Origin of the sequence: Streptococcus infantis, from assembly GCF_047463655.1 — a bacterium.
GTDB lineage: Bacteria > Bacillota > Bacilli > Lactobacillales > Streptococcaceae > Streptococcus > Streptococcus infantis_Z.
The window spans coordinates 50,861-75,441 of sequence record NZ_JASHDM010000008.1; the positions used below are offsets into that span (position 1 = coordinate 50,861).

11 protein-coding genes are annotated in these 24,581 nt (G+C 41.0%); 10 read left to right on the plus strand and 1 reads right to left on the minus strand.

What is annotated here, in order from left to right:
* Positions 1–185 precede the first annotated feature (185 nt).
* The 4 genes from QM877_RS07065 (at position 186) to QM877_RS07080 (ending at position 17,303) form a co-directional block, all read left to right on the plus strand.
* Positions 186–7,109 carry a SpGH101 family endo-alpha-N-acetylgalactosaminidase gene (locus tag QM877_RS07065; RefSeq protein ID WP_414317983.1) on the plus strand — a complete coding sequence of 2,308 codons (6,924 nt, stop codon included), beginning with the start codon at positions 186–188 and terminating at the stop codon, positions 7,107–7,109.
* Between the two features lie 154 nt (positions 7,110–7,263).
* Positions 7,264–15,888 carry an SIALI-17 repeat-containing surface protein gene (locus tag QM877_RS07070; protein WP_414317984.1) on the plus strand — a complete coding sequence of 2,875 codons (8,625 nt, stop codon included), beginning with the start codon at positions 7,264–7,266 and terminating at the stop codon, positions 15,886–15,888.
* Positions 15,889–16,385: 497 nt separating this feature from the next.
* Positions 16,386–16,550 (plus strand): hypothetical protein, encoded by a 165-nt coding sequence (locus QM877_RS07075; protein ID WP_007554479.1) that lies wholly within the window; start codon positions 16,386–16,388, stop codon positions 16,548–16,550.
* Positions 16,551–16,721: 171 nt separating this feature from the next.
* Complete coding sequence (locus QM877_RS07080) at positions 16,722–17,303, plus strand: lysostaphin resistance A-like protein (RefSeq protein WP_414317985.1); 582 nt, start codon at positions 16,722–16,724, stop codon at positions 17,301–17,303.
* Positions 17,304–17,583: 280 nt separating this feature from the next.
* Here QM877_RS07080 and QM877_RS07085 read toward each other — a convergent pair whose 3' ends face one another.
* Entirely contained in the window at positions 17,584–17,997 is a 414-nt protein-coding gene (locus QM877_RS07085) for a DUF6556 family protein (protein WP_281335094.1), read from the minus strand.
* Positions 17,998–18,133: 136 nt separating this feature from the next.
* Between QM877_RS07085 and QM877_RS07090 the strand changes: the two genes are divergently transcribed.
* The 6 genes from QM877_RS07090 (at position 18,134) to gla (ending at position 24,428) form a co-directional block, all read left to right on the plus strand.
* On the plus strand, positions 18,134–19,276 hold the full coding sequence (locus QM877_RS07090) for a cysteine desulfurase family protein (protein WP_414317986.1): 1,143 nt from the start codon (positions 18,134–18,136) through the stop codon (positions 19,274–19,276).
* Positions 19,277–19,284: 8 nt separating this feature from the next.
* Entirely contained in the window at positions 19,285–20,499 is a 1,215-nt protein-coding gene (gene thiI / locus QM877_RS07095; protein WP_414317987.1) for a tRNA uracil 4-sulfurtransferase ThiI, read from the plus strand.
* A 135-nt stretch (positions 20,500–20,634) separates the two neighbouring features.
* Complete coding sequence (locus QM877_RS07100; protein ID WP_414317988.1) at positions 20,635–21,459, plus strand: alpha/beta hydrolase; 825 nt, start codon at positions 20,635–20,637, stop codon at positions 21,457–21,459.
* A gap of 21 nt (positions 21,460–21,480) precedes the next feature.
* Positions 21,481–22,221, plus strand: a complete 741-nt coding sequence (locus QM877_RS07105) for an esterase family protein (protein WP_414317989.1) — start codon at positions 21,481–21,483, stop codon at positions 22,219–22,221.
* A 12-nt stretch (positions 22,222–22,233) separates the two neighbouring features.
* Positions 22,234–23,400, plus strand: coding sequence for an ATP-grasp domain-containing protein (locus tag QM877_RS07110; protein WP_414317990.1), 1,167 nt, complete (start codon positions 22,234–22,236; stop codon positions 23,398–23,400).
* A gap of 158 nt (positions 23,401–23,558) precedes the next feature.
* Positions 23,559–24,428: an aquaglyceroporin Gla gene (gla, locus tag QM877_RS07115; RefSeq protein ID WP_281335100.1), complete on the plus strand. Its 870-nt coding sequence runs from the start codon at positions 23,559–23,561 to the stop codon at positions 24,426–24,428.
* The last annotated feature ends 153 nt before the right edge of the window (positions 24,429–24,581 follow it).

Here is a 24,581-nt window from a genome sequence, read left to right on the forward strand (position 1 = left end):
AATTGGATTTTACTTTTACTAGTTTTACCTATTAAAGTATTGATTTTTCAAACTGTTTTTGATATATTAAGTTGGTATAGAAAAAATTATATGTTTATCTAGAAGTGTTTAAAAATTGAGGAGGATATTTTTTTAAAACAAAATGCAAACGCTTACTTGATAAACTGAAAGGAACAAAAAAACCGATGGATAAAGGATTATTTGAAAAACGTTGCAAATATAGTATTCGGAAATTTTCATTAGGGGTTGCTTCTGTTATGATTGGTGCAGCTTTCTTTGGAACTAGCACTGTTCTCGCAGATTCTGGACAAACAGGTTCAACAGCGAATATGCCAGCTGATTTGGCGGCAGCTCTTGCCAATGCTAAAGAGGATGATGGGCATGACTTTGAAGCGCCAAAACCTGGTGAAGATCAGGGTTCTCCTGAAGTAACTGAAGGACCAAAGACTGAAGAAGAATTGCTGGCAAAAGAAAAAGAAACTGCAACAAGTTCAGCAGCTTCAGATACTCTTCCTGAAGAATTACGTGGAAAACTTGATAAGGCTGAAGAAAATGGCCGCACTGCCTCAAAAGAAGAACTAGAAAAAGAAGATAAAAGCCTAGTCCCAGAAGATGTTGCTAAAACAAAAAATGGGATATTAAACTACGGTGCGACTGTCGAAATTAAAAGTGCTGCAGGGCTTGGTAGTGGTATCGTTATCGGGGAAAATCTCGTTTTGTCTGTTTCTCATAACTTTATCAAAGATGTTCCAGATGGCAATAATCGTAAAGTAGCTGATAATGTTGAAAGTGATGACGATGTTTATACAGTTTCTTACAAAGGGGCACCGGATGTCAAATTCAGTAAGAATGATGTGAAACACTGGGATCGTGAAGGTTTCCTAAAAGGTTATAAAAATGACTTAGCCATTGTCAAACTTCGCAGTCCACTTGCAAATGCTCCAGTTGAAGTTTTGGATAAACCATCTACAATTAAGGTGGGAGATAAGGTGCATGTTTTTGGTTATCCAAAAGGCGAGCTCGATCCAATCCTTAATACCACTGTTGAAGCTATTAACAATCACGGAGAAGGTGTTCGTGGCATTAGCTATCAAGGAAGTGAACCTGGTGCCAGCGGTGGTGGAATTTTCGATGAAAATGGGAAATTGATTGGTATTCACCAAAATGGTGTATCTGGTAAACGTAGTGGAGGTATTCTCTTCTCACCTGCTCAGCTAGAGTGGATTCAAAACTACATCAAGGGTATTGAAACAACGAAACCAGCTGGTCTAGATGCTCTCGATAAACAAGTTGAGGACAAGGAAGAAAAACCAAAAGAGGATAAACCTAAGGAAGATAAGCCAAAAGAAGAAACACCAGCAGAAAATAAACCTGCTGAGAACAAGCCAGCAGAAAATAAACCTGTTGAAAACAAGCTAGCTGAGAATAAACCGACTGAATCAAAAGAAGTTACTCCAGAATGGAAAACGGTTGAAAATAAAGACCAACAGGGAACAGTAACAATCCGTGAAGAAAATGGAGTTCGTTACAACCAACTAGCTTCAACTGCTCAAAATGACAATGGTAAGAAACCAGCCTTGTTTGAAAAAGATGGTTTGACAGTCGATGCTAATGGAAATGCCACAGTTGATTTGACCTTTAAAGAAGAGTCTGAAACAGGTAAATCTCGCTTTGGTGTCTTCATGAAATTCAAAGACACTGATAACAACGTTTTTGTAGGTTACGACCAAGGTGGATGGTTCTGGGAATACAAGTCAAATGGAAGTGGACTTTGGTACCAAGGTGGACGTGTTGCAGCTCCAGTAAATGGTTCTGTCAACCACTTGACCATCAGCCTTAAATCAGATGGACAGCTCAATGCAACTAACAACGATGTCAAACTTTTTGACACACTTACCTTACCATCTGCTGTAAATGACAAGCTCAAAGATGAGAAGAAAATCGTTCTTAAGGCTGGAAGCTATAGCAGTGAGAGAACCATTGTCAATGTCAAAACGGATGACCAAGAAGGCGTGAAAAACGACCAAGAGGCTGCTGAAAAAGAAAAAGGTGATACAGTAGACGATAGCAAAGTCAAATATGACACGATCGAATCTACAGTATTGAAAGCAGTCATCGACCAAGCCTTCCCACGTATTAAAGAGTACGTCCTAAATGGCAACAAGCTTCCAGGTCAAGTGCAACCGATTAATCAAGTTGTGATTAACAAGCACGCTGTGACTCCTGAAGTTACTTATAAGAAGATTAATGCAACGACTGCCGAGTATGAAATGAAACTCCGTGATGAGGAAAACCTCATCAATGCAGATATGACCGTTCGTTTGCAAGTGGTGGACAACCAACTTCACTTTGATGTGACTAAGATTGTCAACCATAACCAAGTTACACCAGGACAAAAGATTGATGACGAACGTAAATTACTTTCTTCCATCAGCTTCCTAGGAAATGCCTTGGTATCTGTTTCAAGTGATCAAGCAGGAGCGAAGTTTGATGGGGCAACCATGTCAAACAATACTCACGTCAGTGGTGATGACCATATCGAAGTAACAAATCCAATGAAAGAATTAGCTAAAGGTTATATGTATGGATTTGTTTCAACAGATAAGCTGGCTGCTGGTGTATGGAGTAACTCGCAAAATAGCTATGGTGGTGGTTCTTATGACTGGACACGTTTGACAGCTTATAAGAATACGATTGGCAATGCCAACTATGTGGAAATTCATAGCTCTGAATGGCAATGGGAAAAAGCCCACAATGGTATTGTCTTCCCAGAATATACCAAGGAACTTCCAAGTGCTAAAGTTGTCATCACAGAAGATGCCAATGCTGATAATAAAGTAGACTGGCAAGATGGTGCGATTGCATACCGTAGCATCATGAACAACCCTCAAGGTTGGGAAAAAGTTAAAAATATTACAGCCTACCGTATCGCCATGAACTTTGGTTCACAAGCACAAAACCCATTCCTTATGACCTTGGATGGTATCAAGAAGATTAACCTCCATACAGATGGTCTAGGTCAGGGTGTTCTCCTTAAAGGTTACGGAAGTGAAGGACATGACTCAGGTCACTTGAACTACGCAGATATCGGTAAACGTATCGGTGGTGTTGAAGACTTTAAGACTCTTATTGAGAAAGCTAAGAAATACGGTGCACATCTCGGTATCCACGTCAACGCTTCAGAAACTTATCCTGAATCAAAATACTTCAATGAAAATATTCTTCGTAAAAACGCTGACGGTAGCTATAGCTATGGTTGGAACTGGCTTGACCAAGGTATCAACATCGATGCAGCTTATGACTTGGCTCATGGACGTTTAGCACGTTGGGAAGAATTGAAGAAAGAATTGGGTGAAGGCCTAGACTTCATCTATGTCGACGTTTGGGGTAACGGCCAATCAGGTGACAACGGTGCTTGGGCAACTCACGTTCTTGCGAAAGAAATCAACAAACAAGGTTGGCGCTTTGCAATTGAGTGGGGCCATGGTGGTGAGTATGACTCTACCTTCCATCACTGGGCAGCTGACTTGACTTATGGTGGCTATACCAATAAAGGTATCAACAGTGCCATCACTCGCTTTATTCGTAACCACCAAAAAGATGCTTGGGTTGGTGATTACAGAAGCTACGGAGGTGCAGCTAACTACCCACTTCTAGGCGGATACAGCATGAAGGACTTTGAAGGATGGCAAGGTCGTAGCGACTATAATGGTTATGTAACTAACTTATTTGCTCACGATGTTATGACCAAGTACTTCCAACACTTCACTGTTAGCAAATGGGAAAATGGTAAACCAGTAACCATGACTGACAATGGTAGTACCTATAAATGGACTCCAGAAATGAAAGTCGAGTTGGTCGATGCTGCAAATAACAAGGTTGTGGTGACTCGTAAATCCAATGATGTCAACAGTCCACAATACCGTGAACGTACAGTAACGCTCAACGGACGTGTCATCCAAGATGGTTCAGCTTATTTGACACCTTGGAACTGGGATGCAAATGGTAACAAGCTTGAGAGTGACAAGGAAAAAATGTACTACTTCAATACTGAAGCAGGTGCAACAACTTGGACACTTCCTAGCGACTGGGCAAATGGTAAGGTTTACCTTTATAAACTAACTGACCAAGGTAAGACTGAGGAAAAAGAAGTTGCCGTGAAAGACGGTAAGATTACCCTTGATCTCACTGCAAATCAGCCATATGTTCTCTATCGTTCTAAACAAACAAATCCAGAAATGTCATGGAGTGAAGGAATGCACATCTATGACCAAGGATTTAACAGTGAATCTTTGGATCATTGGAAGATTTCGGGAGATGCTTCTAAGGCTGAAATCGTGAAGTCTCAAGGTGCAAACCAAATGCTCCGCATCCAAGGCAATAAAGAAAAAGTTAGTCTCACTCAAAAATTGACTGGCTTGAAACCAAATACTAAATACGCAGTGTATGTCGGTGTAGACAACCGTAGTAATGCTAAAGCAAGTATTACCGTTAATACTGGTGAAAAAGAAGTAACCAACTACACCAACAAGTCACTAGCACTTAACTATGTAAAAGCCTATGCTCACAATACTCGTCGAAGCAATGCAACAGTTGATAACACAAGTTACTTCCAAAATATGTATGCATTCTTCACAACAGGTTCAGATGTATCAAATGTAACCTTGACCTTGAGTCGTGAAGCAGGCGATGAAGCAACTTACTTTGATGAAATTCGTACCTTTGAAAATGAATCAAATATGTACGGTGACGGTCACGATACTGCAACAGGCATCTTCAAACAAGACTTTGAAAATGTTGGTCAAGGTATCTTCCCATTTGTTATCGGTGGTATCGAAGGCGTTGAAGATAACCGTACTCACTTGTCTGAAAAACATGGACCATACACACAACGTGATTGGAACGGCAAGAAAGTTGATGATGTTATCGAAGGAAATTGGTCACTCAAGACAAATGGCCTCGTAAGTCGTCGTAACTTGGTTTACCAAACAATTCCACAAAACTTCCGCTTTGAAGCAGGCAAGACCTACCGTATTACATTTGACTATGAAGCTGGATCTGACAATACTTACGCCTTTGTAGTCGGTAAGGGAGAATTCCAATCTGGACAAGCAGGTAATTTGGAAGTGCATGAATTGCCAAATACTTGGACAGATTCTAAGAAAGCGAAACGTGCAACCTTCCTAGTAACAGGTGCAGAAACTGGCGATACATGGGTAGGTATCTACTCTACAGGCAATGCAAGCAACACTCGAGGAGACTCAGGTGGTAATGCTAACTTCCGTGGCTACAATGACTTCATCATGGACAGACTGCAAATCGAAGAAATTGTCTTGACTGGTAAGATGATGACAGAAAATGCTGTCAAGAACTATCTTCCAACTGTTGCTATGACCAACTACACCAAAGAAACAATGGATGCTTTGAAAGAAGCAGTCTTCAACCTCAGCCAAGCAGACGATGATATCAGTGTAGAAGAAGCTAAGTCTGAAATTGCTAAGGTCAATGCTCTTAAAGACGCTTTAGTGATGAAGAAAACAGCTCTTGTAGCAGATGACTTTGCAAGTCTTACAGCTCCTGCTCAGGCTCAAGAAGGTCTTGAAAATGCCTTTGATGGCAACGTGTCAAGTCTATGGCATACATCATGGAGCGGAGGAGATGTTGGCAAACCAGCAACCATGGTCTTGAAGGAACCAACTGAAATCACAGGCTTCCGTTATGTTCCGCGCGGTTCAGGTTCAAATGGTAACTTGAGAGATGTGACTCTTGTAGTAACGGATGAAACAGGTAAGGAACATACCTTCAATGCAACCAATTGGGCTGATAACAATAAGCCAAAAGATATCGACTTTGGCAAGACTATCAAAGCTAAGAAGATTGTCCTAACAGGAACAAGAACTTACGGAGATGGTGGCAATAGATATCAATCTGCTGCAGAATTGATCTTCGCTCGTCCACAAGTTGCTGAAACTGGTCTTGATACTACAGCTTATGAAGCAGCCTTGGCAAAAGCTCAAAAATTGACTGATAAGAGTAATCAAGAGGAAGTAGCAAGTGTTGTTGCCAGCATGAAATTTGCAACAGATAATCATCTTTTGACAAATAGAATGCTTGAATTCTTTGCAGATTATCTCGACCAATTGAAAGACCAAACACCTACTCCAACTCCAGATCCAGAACCAACTCCAGAACCTAAACCTGAAACTCCAACATCAAGCAAGGGAGATGAATCAGCACCAGTTGTTGACCTTCCAGAATTCACAGGTGGTGTAAATGGTGTTGAAGCCGCAATCCATGAAGTTCCAGAGTACACAGAACCAATCGGTACAGCAGGTGATGAATCAGCCCCAGTTGTAGAGGTTCCGGAATACACTGGAGTTCTTGGCACAGCAGGCGATGAACCAGCACCAGTTGTAGAAGTTCCAGAATACACTGGAGTTCTTGACACAGCAGGCGATGAACCAGCGCCAGTTGTAGAACTTCCAGAGTATACAGGAGTTCTTGGCACAGCAGGCGATGAACCAGCACCAGTTGTAGAGGTTCTAGAATACACTGGAGTTCTTGGCACAGCAGGCGATGAACTAGCACCAGTTGTAGAGGTTTCAGAATACACTGGAGTTCTTGGCACAGCAGGCGATGAACTAGCGCCAGTTGTAGAACTTCCAGAGTATACAGGAGTAGTTGGAACGGCAGGAAAAGAAGTAGCTGTAAACGAAGTTCCAGAATTCAAGGGTGGAGTTAACGCAGCAGAAGCAGCTGTGAGCCAAGCACCAGAATTTACAGGTGGTGTAAATGGTTCTGAAGCAGCGGTTCATGAAGTACCAGAGTTTACCGGCGGTGTGAATGGAAGTGATGGCGTAATCCATGAAGTTTCAGAATACAAAGGCCAAATTGGTACAGTAGGTAACCAACCTGCCCCTGTAGTGGAAAAACCAGAGTATCGAGAAGATTCAAAACTTTCAGTAGAGAATAAAGATACATCTAAAGAGGTAAATTCAAATGCTCTTCCAAATACGGGTGAACATAACTCTGAAACAGCTCTCTTCATTGCAAGTGTTAGCATGGCAGTTTCAGCAGCACTCTTAGCTGTCAAAAGAAAAGAAGATTAAAATATAAGAGAGTTTTCGTCTAACGATGGCTCGAACTCCTTACTTATTGTAGTGGAGAAAAACAAAACCCGGAGAGGACCTCTAGGTCCTCTCTTTTTCTAAAGGGGAATGAGAACGCTTACTCTTGAAGCGTATGAAAGGAAACAGGAGAAAAATGGGAAAACACTTATTTGAGAAACGGTGTCATTACAGTATTCGCAAATTTACGATTGGTGCAGCTTCTGTCATGATTGGTGCCAGTATCTTTGGTGCCGGAATGGTTCAAGCGGCAGAAAAAGAAGTTCCTGTAGAAACTGAGGGAGCAGTAACACAGGTTCAACCACTGGAAAAGTTACCAGCAGATTTAGCATCAGCTATTGATAAAGCTGAAGCAAATGCTGGTGCCGTCGAAAATAAAGCAACTGAGGTGGCAACTCAGCCAAATGTAGAAGAAACTCCGAAGAAAGAAGTAGAAACTCCGACAGTTGCTCCTCAAGCTGAAACAAAACCAGTTGCTAAGGATTTAGTTGAAACACCAGATGTCAATCATCTAGAAAAGGCAACTGCCACAGCTTCAAACCATGAAGCCAACACACCATTTACAGCAGAAAAGGCAATTGATGGCAAACCTGATACTCGTTGGGCTACTGATCAAAACGTTGAGAAACCAACAATCGAATTTACACTTGAAAAGACAACTGTAATTAAGCATGTGGAAATTGATTGGGATCGCCGTCTTCGTGGTCAACAAAACGATCCAAATATCAAATCTTGGAATCTCTACTACGCTGGGCAAGATGATGTAAATGGTTCAGGTAACAAAGAATGGAAGTTGGCTCATCAAAGAACAGGAACACCTGTTCTTGATGAAAAGGTTGACTTAAAAGAAGCTATCCAAGCTAAATACCTTAAACTTGAAATCACAGACTATCAAGCTGGTACTATGAACTGGAAAAATGTTGGTATCCAAGAGATTCGCGCTTATTCAAATATCCCTGATGCCAGCAAACCGACAGACATTCGCCAAGTTACAGAACTAACAGTTGCTGAAGACGGTAAGTCACTTGTTTTACCGAGCTTGCCAGGAAAAATTAGCTTGATTGGTAGCAACAAACAGGGAGTTGTTGATCTTAATAACAAAATCTACAAACCCTTAACAGACCAAACTGTTAAGGTAATGGTCCAACAAATCAAGGATACTCATACCTTCACAAAAGAATTTGAAGTCCTTATTAAAGGGTTACATGCAGACGAAGGTGTTGGAACTAAACCAGCAGTTGCTCCAGCAGTTCAACAATGGTATGGAACTGAAGGCAAAACTTCTATTACAGCTGATACTGTTATTTCAGTCGGAGATTCTGGATTTGGTCAAGAAGCGAAATTCTATCAGACTGACCTTGAAAGTCGTGGGCTAGAAATCGCTACAGGTGATCAAACAGCTCAAAAACGAATTGAATTTAAGAAGGTTGAAGACAAGGGTTATGGCAAAGAAGGCTATGGTATCACCATTAAAGATGGAGTTATCACAGTAGAAGCTGCAACAAATGCAGGTGCCTTTTATGCAACCCGTACTCTCCTTCAAATGGGAGAAACAGACCTACAGAACGGTGAAATTCGTGATTTCCCAAGCTTTAGTCACCGTGGCTTTATGCTAGATACAGGTCGTAAGTTTATTCCTTATGATACTCTCGTGGATATCATGCTCAACATGGCCTACTACAAGATGAACGACTTGCAGTTGCACTTGAATGACAACTATATCTTCTTAAAAGATCATTTAGCAGGGAAAAATCTTACTCCTCAAGAGGAACTGGATTATGTCCTAAAAAATGCTAAGACTGGCTTCCGTGTAGAAACAGATGTTGTTGGTGACAATGGTGAAAAATTAACATCAAAAGAGCACTACACCAAGGAAGAGATGCAAGAAATCATTAAGTTAGCAAAAGCTTTGCATATCAACCTTGTTCCTGAAATTGACACTCCAGGTCACGCTCTATCATTCGTTAAAGTTCGTCCAGACTTGATGTATAAGGGGCGACTTAGTGAGAGAAAACACAATGTAGAACGTGTGGCTATGTTGGACTTGGATAATAAGTACGATGAAACTCTTGCTTTTGTCAAATCAGTCTATGATAAATTGCTTGATGGTGAAGATGCACCACTTCATGGCGTTTCAACAGTTCATATCGGTACAGATGAGTACTACGGAAATCCGGAAAGTTATCGTCGCTTTGTAAACGATATGATCCAGTACATCAAAGGAAAAGGCTATACACCACGTATTTGGGGTTCACTTAGTGCTAAACCAGGTTCAACGCCAGTTGATTGGAAAGATGTAGAAGTTGATATCTGGAGTATCGGATGGCAACGTCCAGCTGATGCTATTGCTCAAGGTGCTAAGATTATCAATATCACAGATATTCCAACCTATAGTGTTCCTAGTGGAAGCAATAGTCAAGGTGGTTACGGAGACTATGCAAGCTATGAGCGTCAATACAATAGTTGGACTCCAAATGACTTTACAACAGGTGGAGGACCTCGATTAGAAGCATCTAATCCAAACATTATCGGTGGTGGTCACGCTGTATGGAATGACAATATTGACCTTCACGAAACTGGACTTACTTCTTACGATATCTTTAAACGTTTCTTCAAGAGTATGCAGACGACTGCAGAACGCACTTGGGGTTCAGATCGCGCAGGTAAGACTTTTGCAGAGCGTACCTTGCCAACAAGTGTTTATGCACCGCAATCTAACCCTGATAAGACAGTAGAAGAAAGTGACTTGTTCAAGATTAATCCAGATACTGTCAAAGATTATCTTGCTAAGAAAGTACAGAAGACTGAAGCAGGTTTGAACTTCGAAAAAGATAGCACTATCGAAGGTCTTGTTGGTGATGTTGGTCCGAGTCATGTCTTGAAATTGGATGTCACTGTAACTGGTGATGGGCAACAAACCTTCTCAACTAGCGGAGACAACCAACTTTATCTTGCGGATAAGGATGGCTACCTCGCTTATAAATTTGAACAATTCCATATCCAATTTAACAAAAAACTTGAAAAGAACAAACGTTATCAAATTTCTGTTGTAACCAAACCTCAAGTGACTGAAGTTTATGTAGATGGCGAAAAAGTTGAACGTATTGCAAATCCAGCTTACCCTCGCTTTGCTCATAATAGTTTAGTTCTACCTCTTGAAACAATCGGTGGCTTCAAAGGAATCTTGCATAGTGCTGAGTTGTCAAATGAACCATTCGTAAATCCACGTTTGATTCCAAATGATAAATTTACAGTTTCTGCAACAAGTCAGGAATTACCAGGAACCAATGCAGAAGGTCCAGTAGAAAAAGCCTTTGACAATGATCCAAATACCTTCTGGCATTCAAAATGGTCTGGACATCAAGCTCCATTTACAGTGGCAATGAACTTGAAAGCAGCAGAAAAAGTAAATGGTCTGACCTACCTTCCACGCCCAGGTGGTGGCAATGGTGTCGTGACATCTTACGAAATCTATGCTCAAAAAGATGGCCAAATGGTCAAAGTTGCTTCAGGAACTTGGGAAAATAATGCCAAAGAAAAAACAGTAAACTTTGAAGCTATTGAAACAGATAAGATAGAGTTTAAAGTTCTAGAAGGTGTGCGTGGATTTGGTAGTGCAGCAGAGATTCAACTTCTTAAGCCACTTTCTGATAGCAAACCAGAAGAGCCAGTTACTCCGGAAAAACCAGTTACTCCTGAGAACCCTGTCACTCCAGAAAAACCTAAAGTTGAGGAAATGGGTGATGGTACCACTGAACTCGCTGATAGCTTTGTAGCTAGCAAACCTGCTAGTGATGACGTAGTTGCTGCAGCAACACAAAGTCAAGACTATCTCAAGAAAGAGTACAAGGTATTCCCTACACCACAAAAAGTAACTTATGGTGAAGGCGTTACGAAACTCCATAAACAAGTAAATCTTGTTATGGGCGATCAGTTAGATATCTATACTCGTAACCGCTTGAAGAGTGTCCTACAAGATCATCAAATTTCATACACAAGCAGCCAAACACCTGTAGCAGGTGCAACAAATATCTATCTTGGTGTTCATGGACAAAATTCACAGGCTGAAAAAGAAATGCCAAGTCTATCTCAAGGACTCTTTGATAAGATTGATGCCTATGCCTTGTCAATCAAAGGCAACACAATCTCTATCGTCGGTAAGGATACAGATGCTGTCTTCTATGGTTTGACGACTCTCAAACACATGCTTAATGAAAGCGAAGCTCCAGTCTTGCGTAATGTAACAGTTGAAGACTTCGCTGAAATTAAGAATCGTGGTTTTATCGAAGGTTACTATGGAAATCCATGGAGCAATGCTGATCGTGCTGAGTTGATGCGCTATGGTGGTGACTTGAAGTTGACTCAATACTTCTTTGCACCAAAAGACGATCCATACCACAACAAGAAATGGCGTGAACTTTATCCAGAAGAAAAATTAGCTGAAATCCGTGAATTGGCACGTGTCGGAAACCAAAACAAAACTCGTTATGTTTGGACTATCCACCCATTCATGAACAACCGTATTCGTTTTGGCAACGATGCTGACTACCAAAAAGACCTTGAAACCATTAAGGCTAAATTCACTCAATTGATGGATGTCGGTGTCCGTGAGTTCGGTATTCTAGCCGATGATGCTCCAAGTCCAGTTGGTGGCTACAATAGCTACAACCGCTTGATGAAGGACATGACAGATTGGTTGACTGAAAAACAAGCAACTTATGTTGGTCTTCGTAAGGAAATGATTTTCGTTCCAGGTCAATATTGGGGTAATGGACGTGAAGATGAGTTGAAATCACTCAACGAAAATCTTCCAAGTTCAACTTCTATGACCCTTACTGGTGGTAAGATTTGGGGTGAAGTGTCTGAAAGCTTCCTCTCTAACCTCAAGAATAACCTGACTGCAGGAGGGAAGACCTACCGACCAGTTTCTCTATGGGTAAACTGGCCTGTTACAGATAACTCTAAACAACACTTGATCTTGGGTGGCGGTGAGAAATTCCTTCATCCAAATGTAGACCCTAGTCTCCTTTCAGGTATCATGTTGAACCCAATGCAACAATCTGAACCTTCTAAGATTGCCCTCTTCTCTGCAGCTCAATATGCATGGAAACAATGGAAGTCAGAAGAAGAAGCTAAGAGAGTGAATGACATTGCCTTCAACTTTGTTGAAAACGGTAAGTTTACAGATAGCGAAGCATCTGTTGCTTTCCGTGAGCTTGGTAAACATATGATCAACCAAAACATGGATGGTCGTGTTGTGAAATTGGAAGAGTCTGTTGAACTTGCACCGAAATTAGAATCCTTCATGTCTAAGTTGAAAGCTGGTCAAGATGTCAGTGCAGAGCGTCAAGAATTGCGTGCAGAATTTGCGAAACTAAAAGCTGCAGCACAACTTTATAAAGCATCTGGTGATGAAAAGATGCGTGCTCAAATCCACTATTGGTTGGATAATACCATTGACCAAATGGATGCCTTGAGTGCTCTTCTTGATGGTACAGAAGCCATTGCTACAAATGATTCTGCAAAACTTTGGGATAGCTACTATAAGGGATTGAAACTATATGAACAGTCTCAAACTTATACCTTCCATTATGTAGACCATGATGAAAAAGCTGAGTTGGGTGTTCAACATATCCGTCCATTCTTGCTTGGATTGCGTGAAATCTTGGCAACAGAAGTTCAAAAAGCCTTGCATCCTGATCAAGTGATTAGTACCTTTATCACTAACCGTACAGGTGTTGAAGGCGGACTTGCTGAAGTGACTGACGGAGATCTAGGAACTCATGCATTGATCAAATCACCAAACAGTATCCAAACTGGTGACTACATTGGCTTGAAATTTAACAAAGCTGTTCCAATCCAAAACTTGACATTTGCAATGGGAACTCAAGCAAATCCTCGTGATACCTTCAACAATGCTAAGGTTGAGTACCTCAATGAAAATGATGAGTGGGTAACCCTTTCAGAACCAAGCTACACTGGTAATGAACCTCTGCTTAAGTTTGAAAACCTCAACATCAACGCCAAAGCTGTTCGTATGATTGCTACTTCTGATCGTGATAATACTTGGTTTGCTGTAAGAGAAATCGCTGTTAACCGTCCTGTAGAAGTTACTCGTGCTAAACAGTCAGCTACTGTGACGATTAGTCCAAATCTCATGTACAAGTACAACACAACAGTTGCTCAGATTACAGATGGACGTGATAACACTGAAGCCATGCTTGCAAATGCTGATAGAACAGACACCACTCCAGTTAATGGTTGGGTACAACTTGACTTGGGTGAAGTTAAACCTGTGACTAAGGTTCGTCTTGTTCAAGGATCAGGAGATAAATTGGCAGAAGGTGTTCTTGAATATTCTGCAGATGGTAGCTCATGGCAAGAATTGGATCGCTTGACTGGTGAACAAACTAAAGAAATCGAAACTCCAATTTCAGCTCGCTACGTCCGAGTACGCAACACTAAGAACATCAACCTATGGTGGCGTATCGCTGACTTCTCAGTTGAAACACGTGCAGGCAATAGCGAATTGACTGATACAAACGTTGAGAGCTTGAAGTCAACTCCAGTTTATGACAGCCTAGGCCGTTATGACCTTCAAATTCCAAGCGGAACTAAGCTTCCAGCTCATAGCTACTTGGGTATGAAACTTGATCGTCTTCACCAAGCTGAAAGCATTCAAGCACTTGGTACAGCAAATCCATCCCTCAACTTGGAATTCTCTCCAAACGCCCAAGAATGGTATCCAGCTGATCAAGTGACTGATAAGTCCTTGGTACGTTATGTTCGTCTGGTTAATAAGACTGATCAAGAACAAGTAGTGACAGCAACATCTCTACTTGTTAAGACAAAAGAAGTTCAACCAACCACACTTGATTCTACATCAATGGGAATCCACCCAACATACGGTAGAAATGACGTTCGTAAGATCAAGAACTTGGATCAGTTGTTCGATGGTGTTTACAATAACTTTGTAGAGTTTTCTGATTATGCTCGTAAAGATGGTCATATCACCTTGAAACTTGGTAGTGAACGTGATATTAAGAAGATTAGGGCTTACATCCAAGACGGCACTCAAAACTATCTCCGTGATGGTAAGATTCAAGTCAGTCAAGATGGTAAGACTTGGACAGATGTTGTAACAGTTGGTGATGGCCTTGCTAATGAAACACGTGATGATTCCTTGACCGATGGCTGGACACATGATTCTAAGATGCCAGGAAATCGCTATATCGAGGGTGAACTTTCAAGTCCAGTTAAAGCCAACTACCTCCGTGTTCTATTTACAGCAGACTATGATGCTCGTTTTGTAGGTTTCACTGAGTTGGTTATCAATGATGGTGAATTCGTGAAACCAATCAATGACCCAACTGTTGAAGGAAACAGCGGTGAAAGCCAAGGAAACCTATACACAAACCTTGTGGATGGCAAAGTATTGACAAGCTACAAGGCTGAGAAAGAACAAGGTGAGCTTGTCTACCACTTGTCAGAACCAACAGACGCAAATCATATCCGACTTGTTTCAAGTCTTCCACAAGGAGTGAAAGCTCGTGTGCTTGCTCGTACTCTGAAAGAGGATAAAGCAGATGCTTGGTCAGAACTAGGTGAGATTACCTCAAGCTTCCAAACATTTGCTGTCAGAGATAAGTCTCCATTATTGGATGTCAAACTTGTTTGGGAAGGTGGCAAACCAGAGTTCTATGAAATGACGACATTCCACCAAGAACTTCCGGAAGAACCAGAGAAACCAGCTCCAACTACAAGTAAGGGTGGTGAAGCAGCACCAATAGTAGAAGTTCCAGAATTTACCGGTGGCGTAAATGGTGTCGAAGCAGCTGTTCAAGAAGTTCCAGAGTACACTGAAGCTATTGGCACAGCAGGTGAAGAAGCAGCTCCAGTAGTAGAAGTACCAGAATTCAAGGGTGGCATAAATGGTGTTGAAGCAGCTGTTCATGAAGATCCAGAATACACTGAAGCTATTGGCACAGCAGGTGATGAGGCAGCACCAGTAGTAGAAGTCCCAGAATTTACTGGTGGCGTAAATGGTGTTGAAGCAGCTGTTCATGAAGCTCCAGAATACACTGAAGCTATTGGCACAGCAGGTGATGAGGCAGCACCAGTAGTAGAAGTTCCAGAATACACAGGCGGCGTAAACGCAGTCGAAGCAGCTGTTCAAGAAGATCCAGAATACACTGAAGCTATTGGCACAGCAGGTGATGAGGCAGCACCAGTAGTAGAAGTCCCAGAATTCACAGGCGGCGTTAATGCAGTCGAAGCAGCTGTTCAAGAAGTTCCAGAATATACAGGAGCTATTGGTACAGCAGGTGACGAAGCAGCACCGGTAGTAGAAGTTCCAGAATACACAGGAGCTATTGGTACAGCAGGTGAAGAAGTAGCTGTTCAGGAAGTAAGCCCAGAATTCACAGGCAGTGTCAATGGAGCAGAAGCAGCTATCCATGAAGTCCCAGAATTTACTGGTGGTGTGAATGGTGAAGCAGCAGCTGTTCAAGAAGTAAGCCCAGAATTCACAGGTGGTGTCAATGGAGCAGAAGGAGCTGTCCATGAGATTCCAGAATACAAAGATGAGCAGTCTCTTGTAGCTCTTACTATGTCACAAGATAAGACCTACCAAGCACCTGCAAGTCATCCATACAAGCTCCCAGAGACAGGTACTAAAGAAAATGCCGACCTTGCAGCCGTTGGTGTTGTAGGAGCACTTCTTGGTATGTTTGCTATGGGAAAGAAAAAAGACGACGAATAAGATGATGTAAAAGCATCTAAGTCATAGAGATTGGATCAAGAGACTAATCTCGATTATAAAAAGCGGACAAAACTAGTTTTCTGATAAACAGAATCTGGTCTTGTTCGCTTTTTCTTAAAGTGAGGAAGCTGATGGTCATTGAAGTTCTTTGACCAGAATATTTTTAACTCCTGACGAAGTCCTTAGATTGGGTTAAGTCGCAAGCCAATTTCTACCATTTAGGATGTTTTGATGACAATTTAAGAAAGAGCAATCTTTTCCTAGAAATAAATGCTAAACTATGATTGTTCCTAAACATGATTTAATAATTCGGTGGTCTGGTTCAATCCTAAAAGAATTAAACCGATCTTACAAATTAATCTGAAGAGTATTATTGGATTGGATTTAGAGATAGCTAGTAGAAAAAAGAAAATCTGAAATTTGATGTTCTCTTGTGAGCAAGACTAAGAAGTTATTCTATTCATTCCTTTATTTGTAGAAAGCTTTGGGGAGTATCTATGAAATTTAATAAATATGCCTATCCCTTAGCGCAAGCCTGCTTGGGTTTGTATTTATTCGCTAATGGAGGTAGTTTGATCAATTTAGATATTGGGGTTATCCTTGTCTTACTATCCCTGATTAAGGGAGTAGAAATCTATAAAGAGGAAAGAAAACACAGATGAGCATCGTTAGTAACTAGAGATGCTGGAGTTCAGGAAAGAAGAGGTAGTGGTTTGCAAAAGTTGAAAAATAGTTTAAAATTTGTAGGAATGATCTTACTGATTATAAATGTAAATACATTTCCCATGAGAATGCTGGTTCTCGAAGACTCTAGTTCTCTATCCTTAAAGTGGATGACTAGTATTGGGTATTTGGTACTGGCTACTTTCTTGCTAGTTGCTGTTTGGAGACAGTATAAAAAGAAAGTTCCAGACCAGCAGAAGACTCTCAAATTTACCTGGAAGGATTTTGGAATAGCCCTTTTATTTTATGTGGCTACTCGACTAGTAGCGATTGTAGGTACTCTCCTAATCCAAGTGGTTACTGGAAATCCAACTTCCGCTAACGATGCTGCCTTGATGGCCGCAAATGAGCAGGTTACTCGTGTTTTTCCTCTATTTTTCATCGCCTTTCATTTTGCAATTGGTATATTTGCTCCAATCATGGAAGAATTAGTATTTAGAGGATTCTTCAGCCACTATTTTTTTAAAGAAGATCAAAAGTGGTTGAAATTGCTAATAAGTTCTGCGATTTTTGGCTACCTGCATATGTTTTATCCGATAGAGTTTGTAACTTATTTTTTACTGGGAGTGATATTTTACTTAGCCTATGCTCGTAGAGGGAATATCCTTGATTCCATAGCTGTTCATTTGCTAAATAACGGAGTGCTAGTACTGGTATCTATTTTAAACTATCTATTTTTAGTTTTTAGCTAATACTCTTCGAAAATCTCTTCAAACCACGTCAGCGTCGCCTTGCCGTATATTTGTTACTGACTTCGTCAGTTCTATCCACAACCTCAAAACAGTGTTTTGAGCAACCTGCGGCTAGCTTCCTAGTTTGCTCTTTGATTTTCATTGAGTATAAAATATATTCAAAAAATGATTGGTTTAAAGGCTGATCATTTTTCTGTTGCAAAGAACAACTTTTGCTGATAAATGCTGAAGATAGCAATAAAAAACCAGCGATTCAATCACTGGCTGTTAGATCGTTCTTTTAGGAAGCTCCATTAGTAGTAGATGTTTTTGTATCTGTTGTTTGAGTGCTAGATGAAGGAACAGTCGGTTGTTCTTGTTTACTGCTAGTATCTTCTTTCTTACTTTCTGCACTGCTACTAGATTGACTTGTTGTTTCTTCTTGTGTGTTTTCTTTTGTAGAAGTATTGTCCTTGTTTGGAGTAGTATTCTCTTGAGGGGATTCCTTTTGAATCTCTTTTATGACTGTTGTCTGGGTTGTCGTAGTTTCTTTTTTAGAGTTATTGTTATTATTATTCATAGCATTCATGATGGTGATACTTGCAGTAATCAGCCCCAGAATACTACCGATAGTAGCAATCGTTTTTTGAAAAACAGTAAATCCTTTTTTGATGTGTTCTGTTTTAGGTTTTGATGTTCTACGATAATTAGACATAATATCTCTCCTTTACTAAAATTCATTATACCGAAAATCTTTAAAAAAAACTTAAATGAACCTGAATTGCCTTTCTTGTCGCCTGAACTGTTTCGTGATACAATAGAAGGAGTGATTTTAGAAAGCGTGAGAAACCATGATTTACTTTGATAATTCGGCAACGACTAAGCCATATCCTGAAGCGTTAGAGACTTATATGCAGGTGGCTTCAAAGATTATTGGAAATCCTTCAAGTCTCCATCGTTTGGGAGACCAGTCTACCAGAATTTTAGAAGCTTCTCGTCAACAGATTGCAGATTTGATTGGCAAGAAAAGCGAGGAAATTTTCTTTACATCTGGTGGTACTGAAGGGGATAACTGGGTTATCAAAGGTGTTGCATTTGAAAAAGCACAATTTGGCAAACACATTATTGTGTCAGCTATTGAGCACCCAGCAGTCAAGGAGTCAGCTCTTTGGCTTAAGACTCAAGGTTTTGAAGTGGATTTTGCACCAGTCGATGAAAAGGGATTTGTAGATGTAGAGGCCTTAGCAGGTTTACTTCGTCCTGATACCACACTAGTTTCCATCATGGCAGTCAACAATGAAATTGGCTCCATCCAGCCCATTCAAGCTATTTCAGAACTTTTAGCGGATAAACCAACCATTTCTTTCCATGTAGATGCTGTTCAGGCCTTGGCCAAGATTCCGACAGAAAAGTATTTGACAGACCGAGTGGATTTTGCAACCTTCTCCAGTCATAAATTCCACGGAGTTCGTGGTGTTGGATTTGTCTATATCAAGTCTGGCAAGAAAATTACACCGCTTTTAACTGGTGGTGGCCAAGAGCGTGACTATCGTTCAACAACTGAGAATGTAGCAGGAATTGCAGCAACAGCCAAGGCACTGCGTCTAGCTATGGAAAGATTGGAATTGTTTTCTAACAAAACGAGTCAGATGAAGGAAGTCATCCGTCAGGCTCTTCTTGAATATCCAGACATTTTTGTCTTCTCAGGTGAGGAAGACTTTGTACCTCATATTTTGACCTTTGGGATTAAGGGGGTCCGTGGTGAAGTCATTGTTCACGCATTTGAAGACTATGATATTTTCATTTCTACAACATCAGCTTGCTCGTCCAAGGCTGGGAAACCTGCTGGGACCCTGATTGCCATGGGGATTGAAAAGGATAAGGCCCAGTCAGCAGTTCGTCTAAGCCTAGACCTAGAAAATGACATGAGTCAAGTTGAGCAATTTTTGACTAAACTAAAATTAATTTACAATCAAACTAAAAAAGTAAGATAGGAGCATTCATGCAGTATTCAGAAATTATGATTCGCTACGGAGAGCTTTCAACCAAGGGTAAAAACCGTATGCGTTTCATCAATAAACTACGTAATAATATCTCAGACGTTTTGTCCATCTATCCTCAAGTTAAAGTGACAGCAGACCGCGATCGTGCCCATGCTTATCTGAATGGGGCAGATTATGAACCAGTGGCAGAGTCACTCAAGCAAGTTTTCGGGATTCAAAACTTTTCTCCAGTATATAAGGTTGAAAAATCTGTAGAAGTTCTGAAATCTGCTGTCCAAGAGATTATGAAGGACATCTACAAGGAAGGAATGACTTTTAAAATCTCAAGTAAGCGAAGCGACCATAACTTTGAGTTAGACAGTCGAGAACTCAACCAAACACTTGGTGGAGCAGTATTTGATGCTATTCCAAACGTTCAAGTCCAAATGAAAAATCCTGATATCAATCTGCAAGTGGAGATTCGTGAAGAAGCAGCCTACCTTTCATATGAAACCATTCGAGGAGCAGGTGGTTTACCAGTTGGAACTTCTGGTAAAGGTATGCTCATGTTGTCAGGTGGGATTGACTCACCTGTTGCTGGTTATCTAGCTCTAAAACGTGGTGTAGATATTGAGGCTGTTCACTTTGCGAGTCCACCATATACAAGTCCAGGTGCCCTCAAGAAAGCGCAAGATTTGACCCGTAAATTGACCAAATTCGGTGGGAACATCCAGTTTATCGAAGTGCCATTCACGGAGATTCAGGAGGAAATCAAGGCTAAGGCTCCAGAAGCCTACCTCATGACTCTGACTCGCCGCTTTATGATGCGCATTACAGATCGTATCCGTGAGGTCCGAAATGGTTTGGTCATCATCAATGGTGAAAGTCTTGGTCAGGTGGCAAGCCAAACCCTGGAGAGTATGCAGGCTATCAATGCGGTGACTAATACACCGATTATCCGTCCAGTTGTGACTATGGATAAGCTAGAAATCATTGACATTGCGCAAGAAATTGATACCTTTGAAATTTCTATCCAGCCCTTTGAAGATTGCTGTACGATTTTTGCGCCTGATCGTCCGAAGACAAATCCTAAGATTAAGAATGCTGAACAGTATGAAACACGAATGGATGTCGAAGGATTAGTTGAGCGAGCAGTAGCAGGAATTATGATTACTGAAATTACGCCTCAAGCTGAGAAGGATGCAGTCGATGAGTTGATCGATGACCTCCTTTAATCAGAAAAACCAGAGGAAAAGATGAAATAAGTAAAAAAAGTTAGTTTATTGTCTTAAATTTGGACGGAAACTGACTTTTTTTCTATTTTTATGATATAATTAGATAAAATTTTGAATATAGAGAGTTTTCTGACAATGAATCAATCCTATTTTTACCTGAAAATGCGAGAGCATAAATTAGTGGTTCCCTACACAGGTAAGGAGCGTCGCGTACGTGTTCTCCTTCCAAAAAACTATGAAAAAGACACGGATAGAAGCTACCCAGTGGTGTATTTCCATGATGGACAAAATGTCTTTTATAGTAAGGAATCTTACGTTGGACATTCCTGGAAGATTATTCCTGCTATCAAGCGAAATCCAGATATCAGCCGTATGATTGTTGTGGCTATTGACAATGATGGACTTGGTCGAATGAATGAGTATGCAGCTTGGAAATTCCAAGAGTCTAACATCCCTGGTCAACAATTTGGTGGTAAGGGCGTCGAGTACGCTGAGTTTGTCATGGAAGTGGTTAAGCCCTTTATTGATGAAAACTATCGGACAAAATCAGACCGTAAACACACTGCTATGATAGGATCTTCACTTGGTGGCAATATTACCCAGTTTATCGGCTTGGAGTATCAAGATCAGATTGGGTGCTTGGGAGTTTTCTCATCAGCTAACTGGCTCCACCAAGAGGCCTTTGATCGCTATATCGAGCGTAAAAAACTCTTACCTGACCAACGAATTTTTATCTATGTTGGAACAGAAGAAGCTGATGATACAGACAAGACCCTCATGGCTGGCAATATTAAGCAGGCCTATATCGACTCTTCCCTTCGCTATTATCATGATTTGATAGCGGGTGGAGTGCAGTTGGAAAATCTCTCACTCAAGGTTCAGGCTGGAGCCATTCACCATGAAGTGCCATGGTCAGAAAATCTTCCAGCTTGTCTACGTTTTTTTGCAGAAAATTGGTAAATAGTATAAAGGAGACAGGATATGAATATTGAACATCTTAGCCACTGGAGTGGAAATCTAAATCGTGAAATGTACATCAACCGTTATGGACATGCGGGTATACCTATTGTAGTCTTTCCTTCTTCAGGTGGTAGTCATAATGAATACTATGATTTTGGCATGATTGATGCATGTGCATCTTTTATTGAGGAGGGCCGTGTTCAGTTCTTTACACTTTCAAGTGTCGATAGCGAGAGCTGGCTTGCGACATGGAAAAACGGTCATGACCAAGCTGAAATGCACCGTGCTTATGAGCGATACGTTATTGAAGAAGCTATTCCTTTTATCAAGCATAAGACGGGCTGGTTCGATGGCATGATGACGACAGGTTGCTCTATGGGAGCTTACCATGCTCTTAACTTTTTCCTACAACATCCGGATGTCTTCACCAAAGTCATTGCTCTTAGTGGTGTCTACGATGCACGTTTCTTCGTTGGTGATTACTACAACGACGATGCCATCTATCAAAATTCACCAGTAGATTATATCTGGAATCAAAATGATGGTTGGTTTATTGACCGTTACCGTCATGCTGAAATTGTGGTTTGTACGGGACTAGGTGCTTGGGAACATGATGGCCTACCTTCTTACTACAAGCTCAAAGAAGCCTTCGATCAAAAACAAATTCCTGCCTGGTTTGCTGAATGGGGACACGATGTCGCCCACGATTGGGAGTGGTGGCGTAAACAAATGCCATATTTCCTCGGTCACATGAGTCTATAAAAGGAGTCGCTTATGAATTATCTTGTAATTTCACCCTATTACCCACAAAATTTCCAACAGTTTAGTATTGAGCTAGCCAATAAAGGAATCACCGTTCTAGGGATTGGGCAAGAACCCTATGAACAACTAGATGAACCATTACGCAATATCTTGACTGAATATTTCCGAGTTGATAATCTTGAAAATATCGATGAGGTTAAACGTGCAGTTGCCTTTCTTTTCTATAAACATGGTCCAATTGATCGCATTGAATCACACAATGAATACTGGCTAGAATTGGACGCTGCCCTTCGTGAACAATTCAATGTCTTTGGTGCCAAACCAGATGACCTTAAGAAGACCAAGTTCAAGTCTGAGATGAAAAAACTCTTCAAAAAAGCTGGGGTTCCAGTTGTGCCAGGTGCTGTCATTGAAACAGAAGCAGATGTTGACAAAGCTGTGAAAGAAATCGGCCTTCCCATGATTGCCAAACCTGACAATGGAGTGGGAGCTGCCGCAACTTTCAAGCTTGAAACAGAAATTGATGTCAATCACTTTAAAGCTGAATGGGATCACTCAACTGTTTATTTCTTTGAAAAATTTGTCATCTCTAGTGAGATCTGTACCTTCGATGGTTTGGTAGATAGAGATGGAAATATTGTCTTTTCTACGACCTTTGACTACGCACATACACCTCTCGATCTCATGATCTATAAGATGGACAATTCCTACTATGTTCTCAAAGATATGGATCCAAAATTGCGTAAATATGGTGAGGCTATCGTCAAAGAATTTGGTATGAAAGAACGTTTCTTCCATATAGAGTTCTTCCGTGAGGGTGATGATTATATTGCCATTGAGTACAATAACCGTCCAGCGGGTGGCTTCACTATTGATGTCTATAACTATGCGCATTCCTTTGATTTGTACAAGGGCTATGCAGCGATCGTTGCGGGTGAACCATTCCCAGCTTCTCAATTCGATCCTCTATACTGCTTGGCAACATCTCGTCGCGCTAATGCCAACTATGTTTATTCAGAAGAAGACTTGCTCACCAAATATGGTCACCAGTTCAAGGTCAAGAAAATCATGCCGGCTGCCTTTGCTGAATTGCAAGGAGACTTTCTCTATATGCTAACGACGTCAAGTCGTGAAGAAATGGATCAGATGATTAAGGACTTTGGTCAGCGTCAAGAATAATTAAAATTTTGACTTAACAAACTCTCTTTGTTAGGTCTTTTTTGTAGACTTGAAATAAAAGCGTTTTCCCGCAGGATTCTTTTAGAAAATCTGTTGCTAAAAGGCTTAAAAATTGATAGAATAGGGATTGTCTAAAAAATATTAAGGAGAATCTATCAATGGATTTCGCATGGGCAGTCAAATATGCCACTGAATTTTTGGGAACAGCCATCTTGATTATCTTGGGAAATGGTGCAGTTGCCAACGTTGAACTTAAAGGTACGAAAGGTCACCAAAGTGGCTGGCTCGTTATCGCTGTTGGTTACGGTATGGGGGTTATGATCCCTGCCTTGATGTTTGGTAATGTTTCTGGTAACCACATCAACCCAGCCTTCACTCTTGGTCTAGCAGTTAGCGGACTTTTCCCTTGGGCACAAGTAGCACCATACATCGTTGCACAAGTCTTGGGAGCAATCTTCGGACAAGCCTTGGTTGTTGCAACTCACCGTCCTTACTACTTGCAAACTGAAAAAGCAAACAATATCTTGGGAACTTTCTCAACAATTTCAAGTTTGGACCACGGTACAAAAGAATCACGCTTCGCTGCAACAGTTAATGGTTTTATCAACGAGTTCGTTGGTTCATTCGTTCTTTTCTTTGCAGCACTTGGTTTGACAAAGAACTTCTTTGGAGCTGAAGTCCTACAATACATGAAACAAATGGCAACTCAAGCTGGTCAAAATGTTGACTTCTCTGATTTGGCAATTAAAGCTCAAGTAGCGCCTCATACAGCTTCAGGACTTTCTGTTGCTCACTTGGCACTTGGTTTCCTAGTAATGGCCTTGGTTACTTCACTTGGCGGACCTACAGGACCTGGTTTGAACCCAGCTCGTGACTTTGGACCACGTCTCCTTCATGCCTTCCTTCCAAAATCAATCCTTGGTCAACACAAGGGTGATTCAAAATGGTGGTATGCTTGGGTACCAGTAGTTGCACCGATTGCAGCAGCTATTGCAGCAGTAGCGCTCTTCAAATTACTTTACCTATAATCATTAAAAACTGGGAAATCCCAGTTTTTTCTTATGTGACTTTCAGTCCGTCTCGCTCCGTTAGGTGCGAGACAAAAAAACCACCCGCTATGCGGGTGCGCATCGAAGGTTATACCAAAAAACTCCAAACGCGATACAATTAAGGTGTTCAAG

Excerpts from the sequence above, each read along its gene's own strand:
- QM877_RS07065 (WP_414317983.1), top strand. The coding sequence starts at position 186 with ATGGATAAAGGATTATTTGAAAAACGTTGCAAATATAGTATTCGGAAA.
- QM877_RS07070 (WP_414317984.1), top strand. The coding sequence starts at position 7,264 with ATGGGAAAACACTTATTTGAGAAACGGTGTCATTACAGTATTCGCAAA.
- QM877_RS07075 (WP_007554479.1), top strand. The coding sequence starts at position 16,386 with ATGAAATTTAATAAATATGCCTATCCCTTAGCGCAAGCCTGCTTGGGT.
- QM877_RS07080 (WP_414317985.1), top strand. The coding sequence starts at position 16,722 with ATGACTAGTATTGGGTATTTGGTACTGGCTACTTTCTTGCTAGTTGCT.
- QM877_RS07085 (WP_281335094.1), bottom strand. The coding sequence starts at position 17,997 with ATGTCTAATTATCGTAGAACATCAAAACCTAAAACAGAACACATCAAA.
- QM877_RS07090 (WP_414317986.1), top strand. The coding sequence starts at position 18,134 with ATGATTTACTTTGATAATTCGGCAACGACTAAGCCATATCCTGAAGCG.
- thiI (WP_414317987.1), top strand. The coding sequence starts at position 19,285 with ATGCAGTATTCAGAAATTATGATTCGCTACGGAGAGCTTTCAACCAAG.
- QM877_RS07100 (WP_414317988.1), top strand. The coding sequence starts at position 20,635 with ATGAATCAATCCTATTTTTACCTGAAAATGCGAGAGCATAAATTAGTG.
- QM877_RS07105 (WP_414317989.1), top strand. The coding sequence starts at position 21,481 with ATGAATATTGAACATCTTAGCCACTGGAGTGGAAATCTAAATCGTGAA.
- QM877_RS07110 (WP_414317990.1), top strand. The coding sequence starts at position 22,234 with ATGAATTATCTTGTAATTTCACCCTATTACCCACAAAATTTCCAACAG.
- gla (WP_281335100.1), top strand. The coding sequence starts at position 23,559 with ATGGATTTCGCATGGGCAGTCAAATATGCCACTGAATTTTTGGGAACA.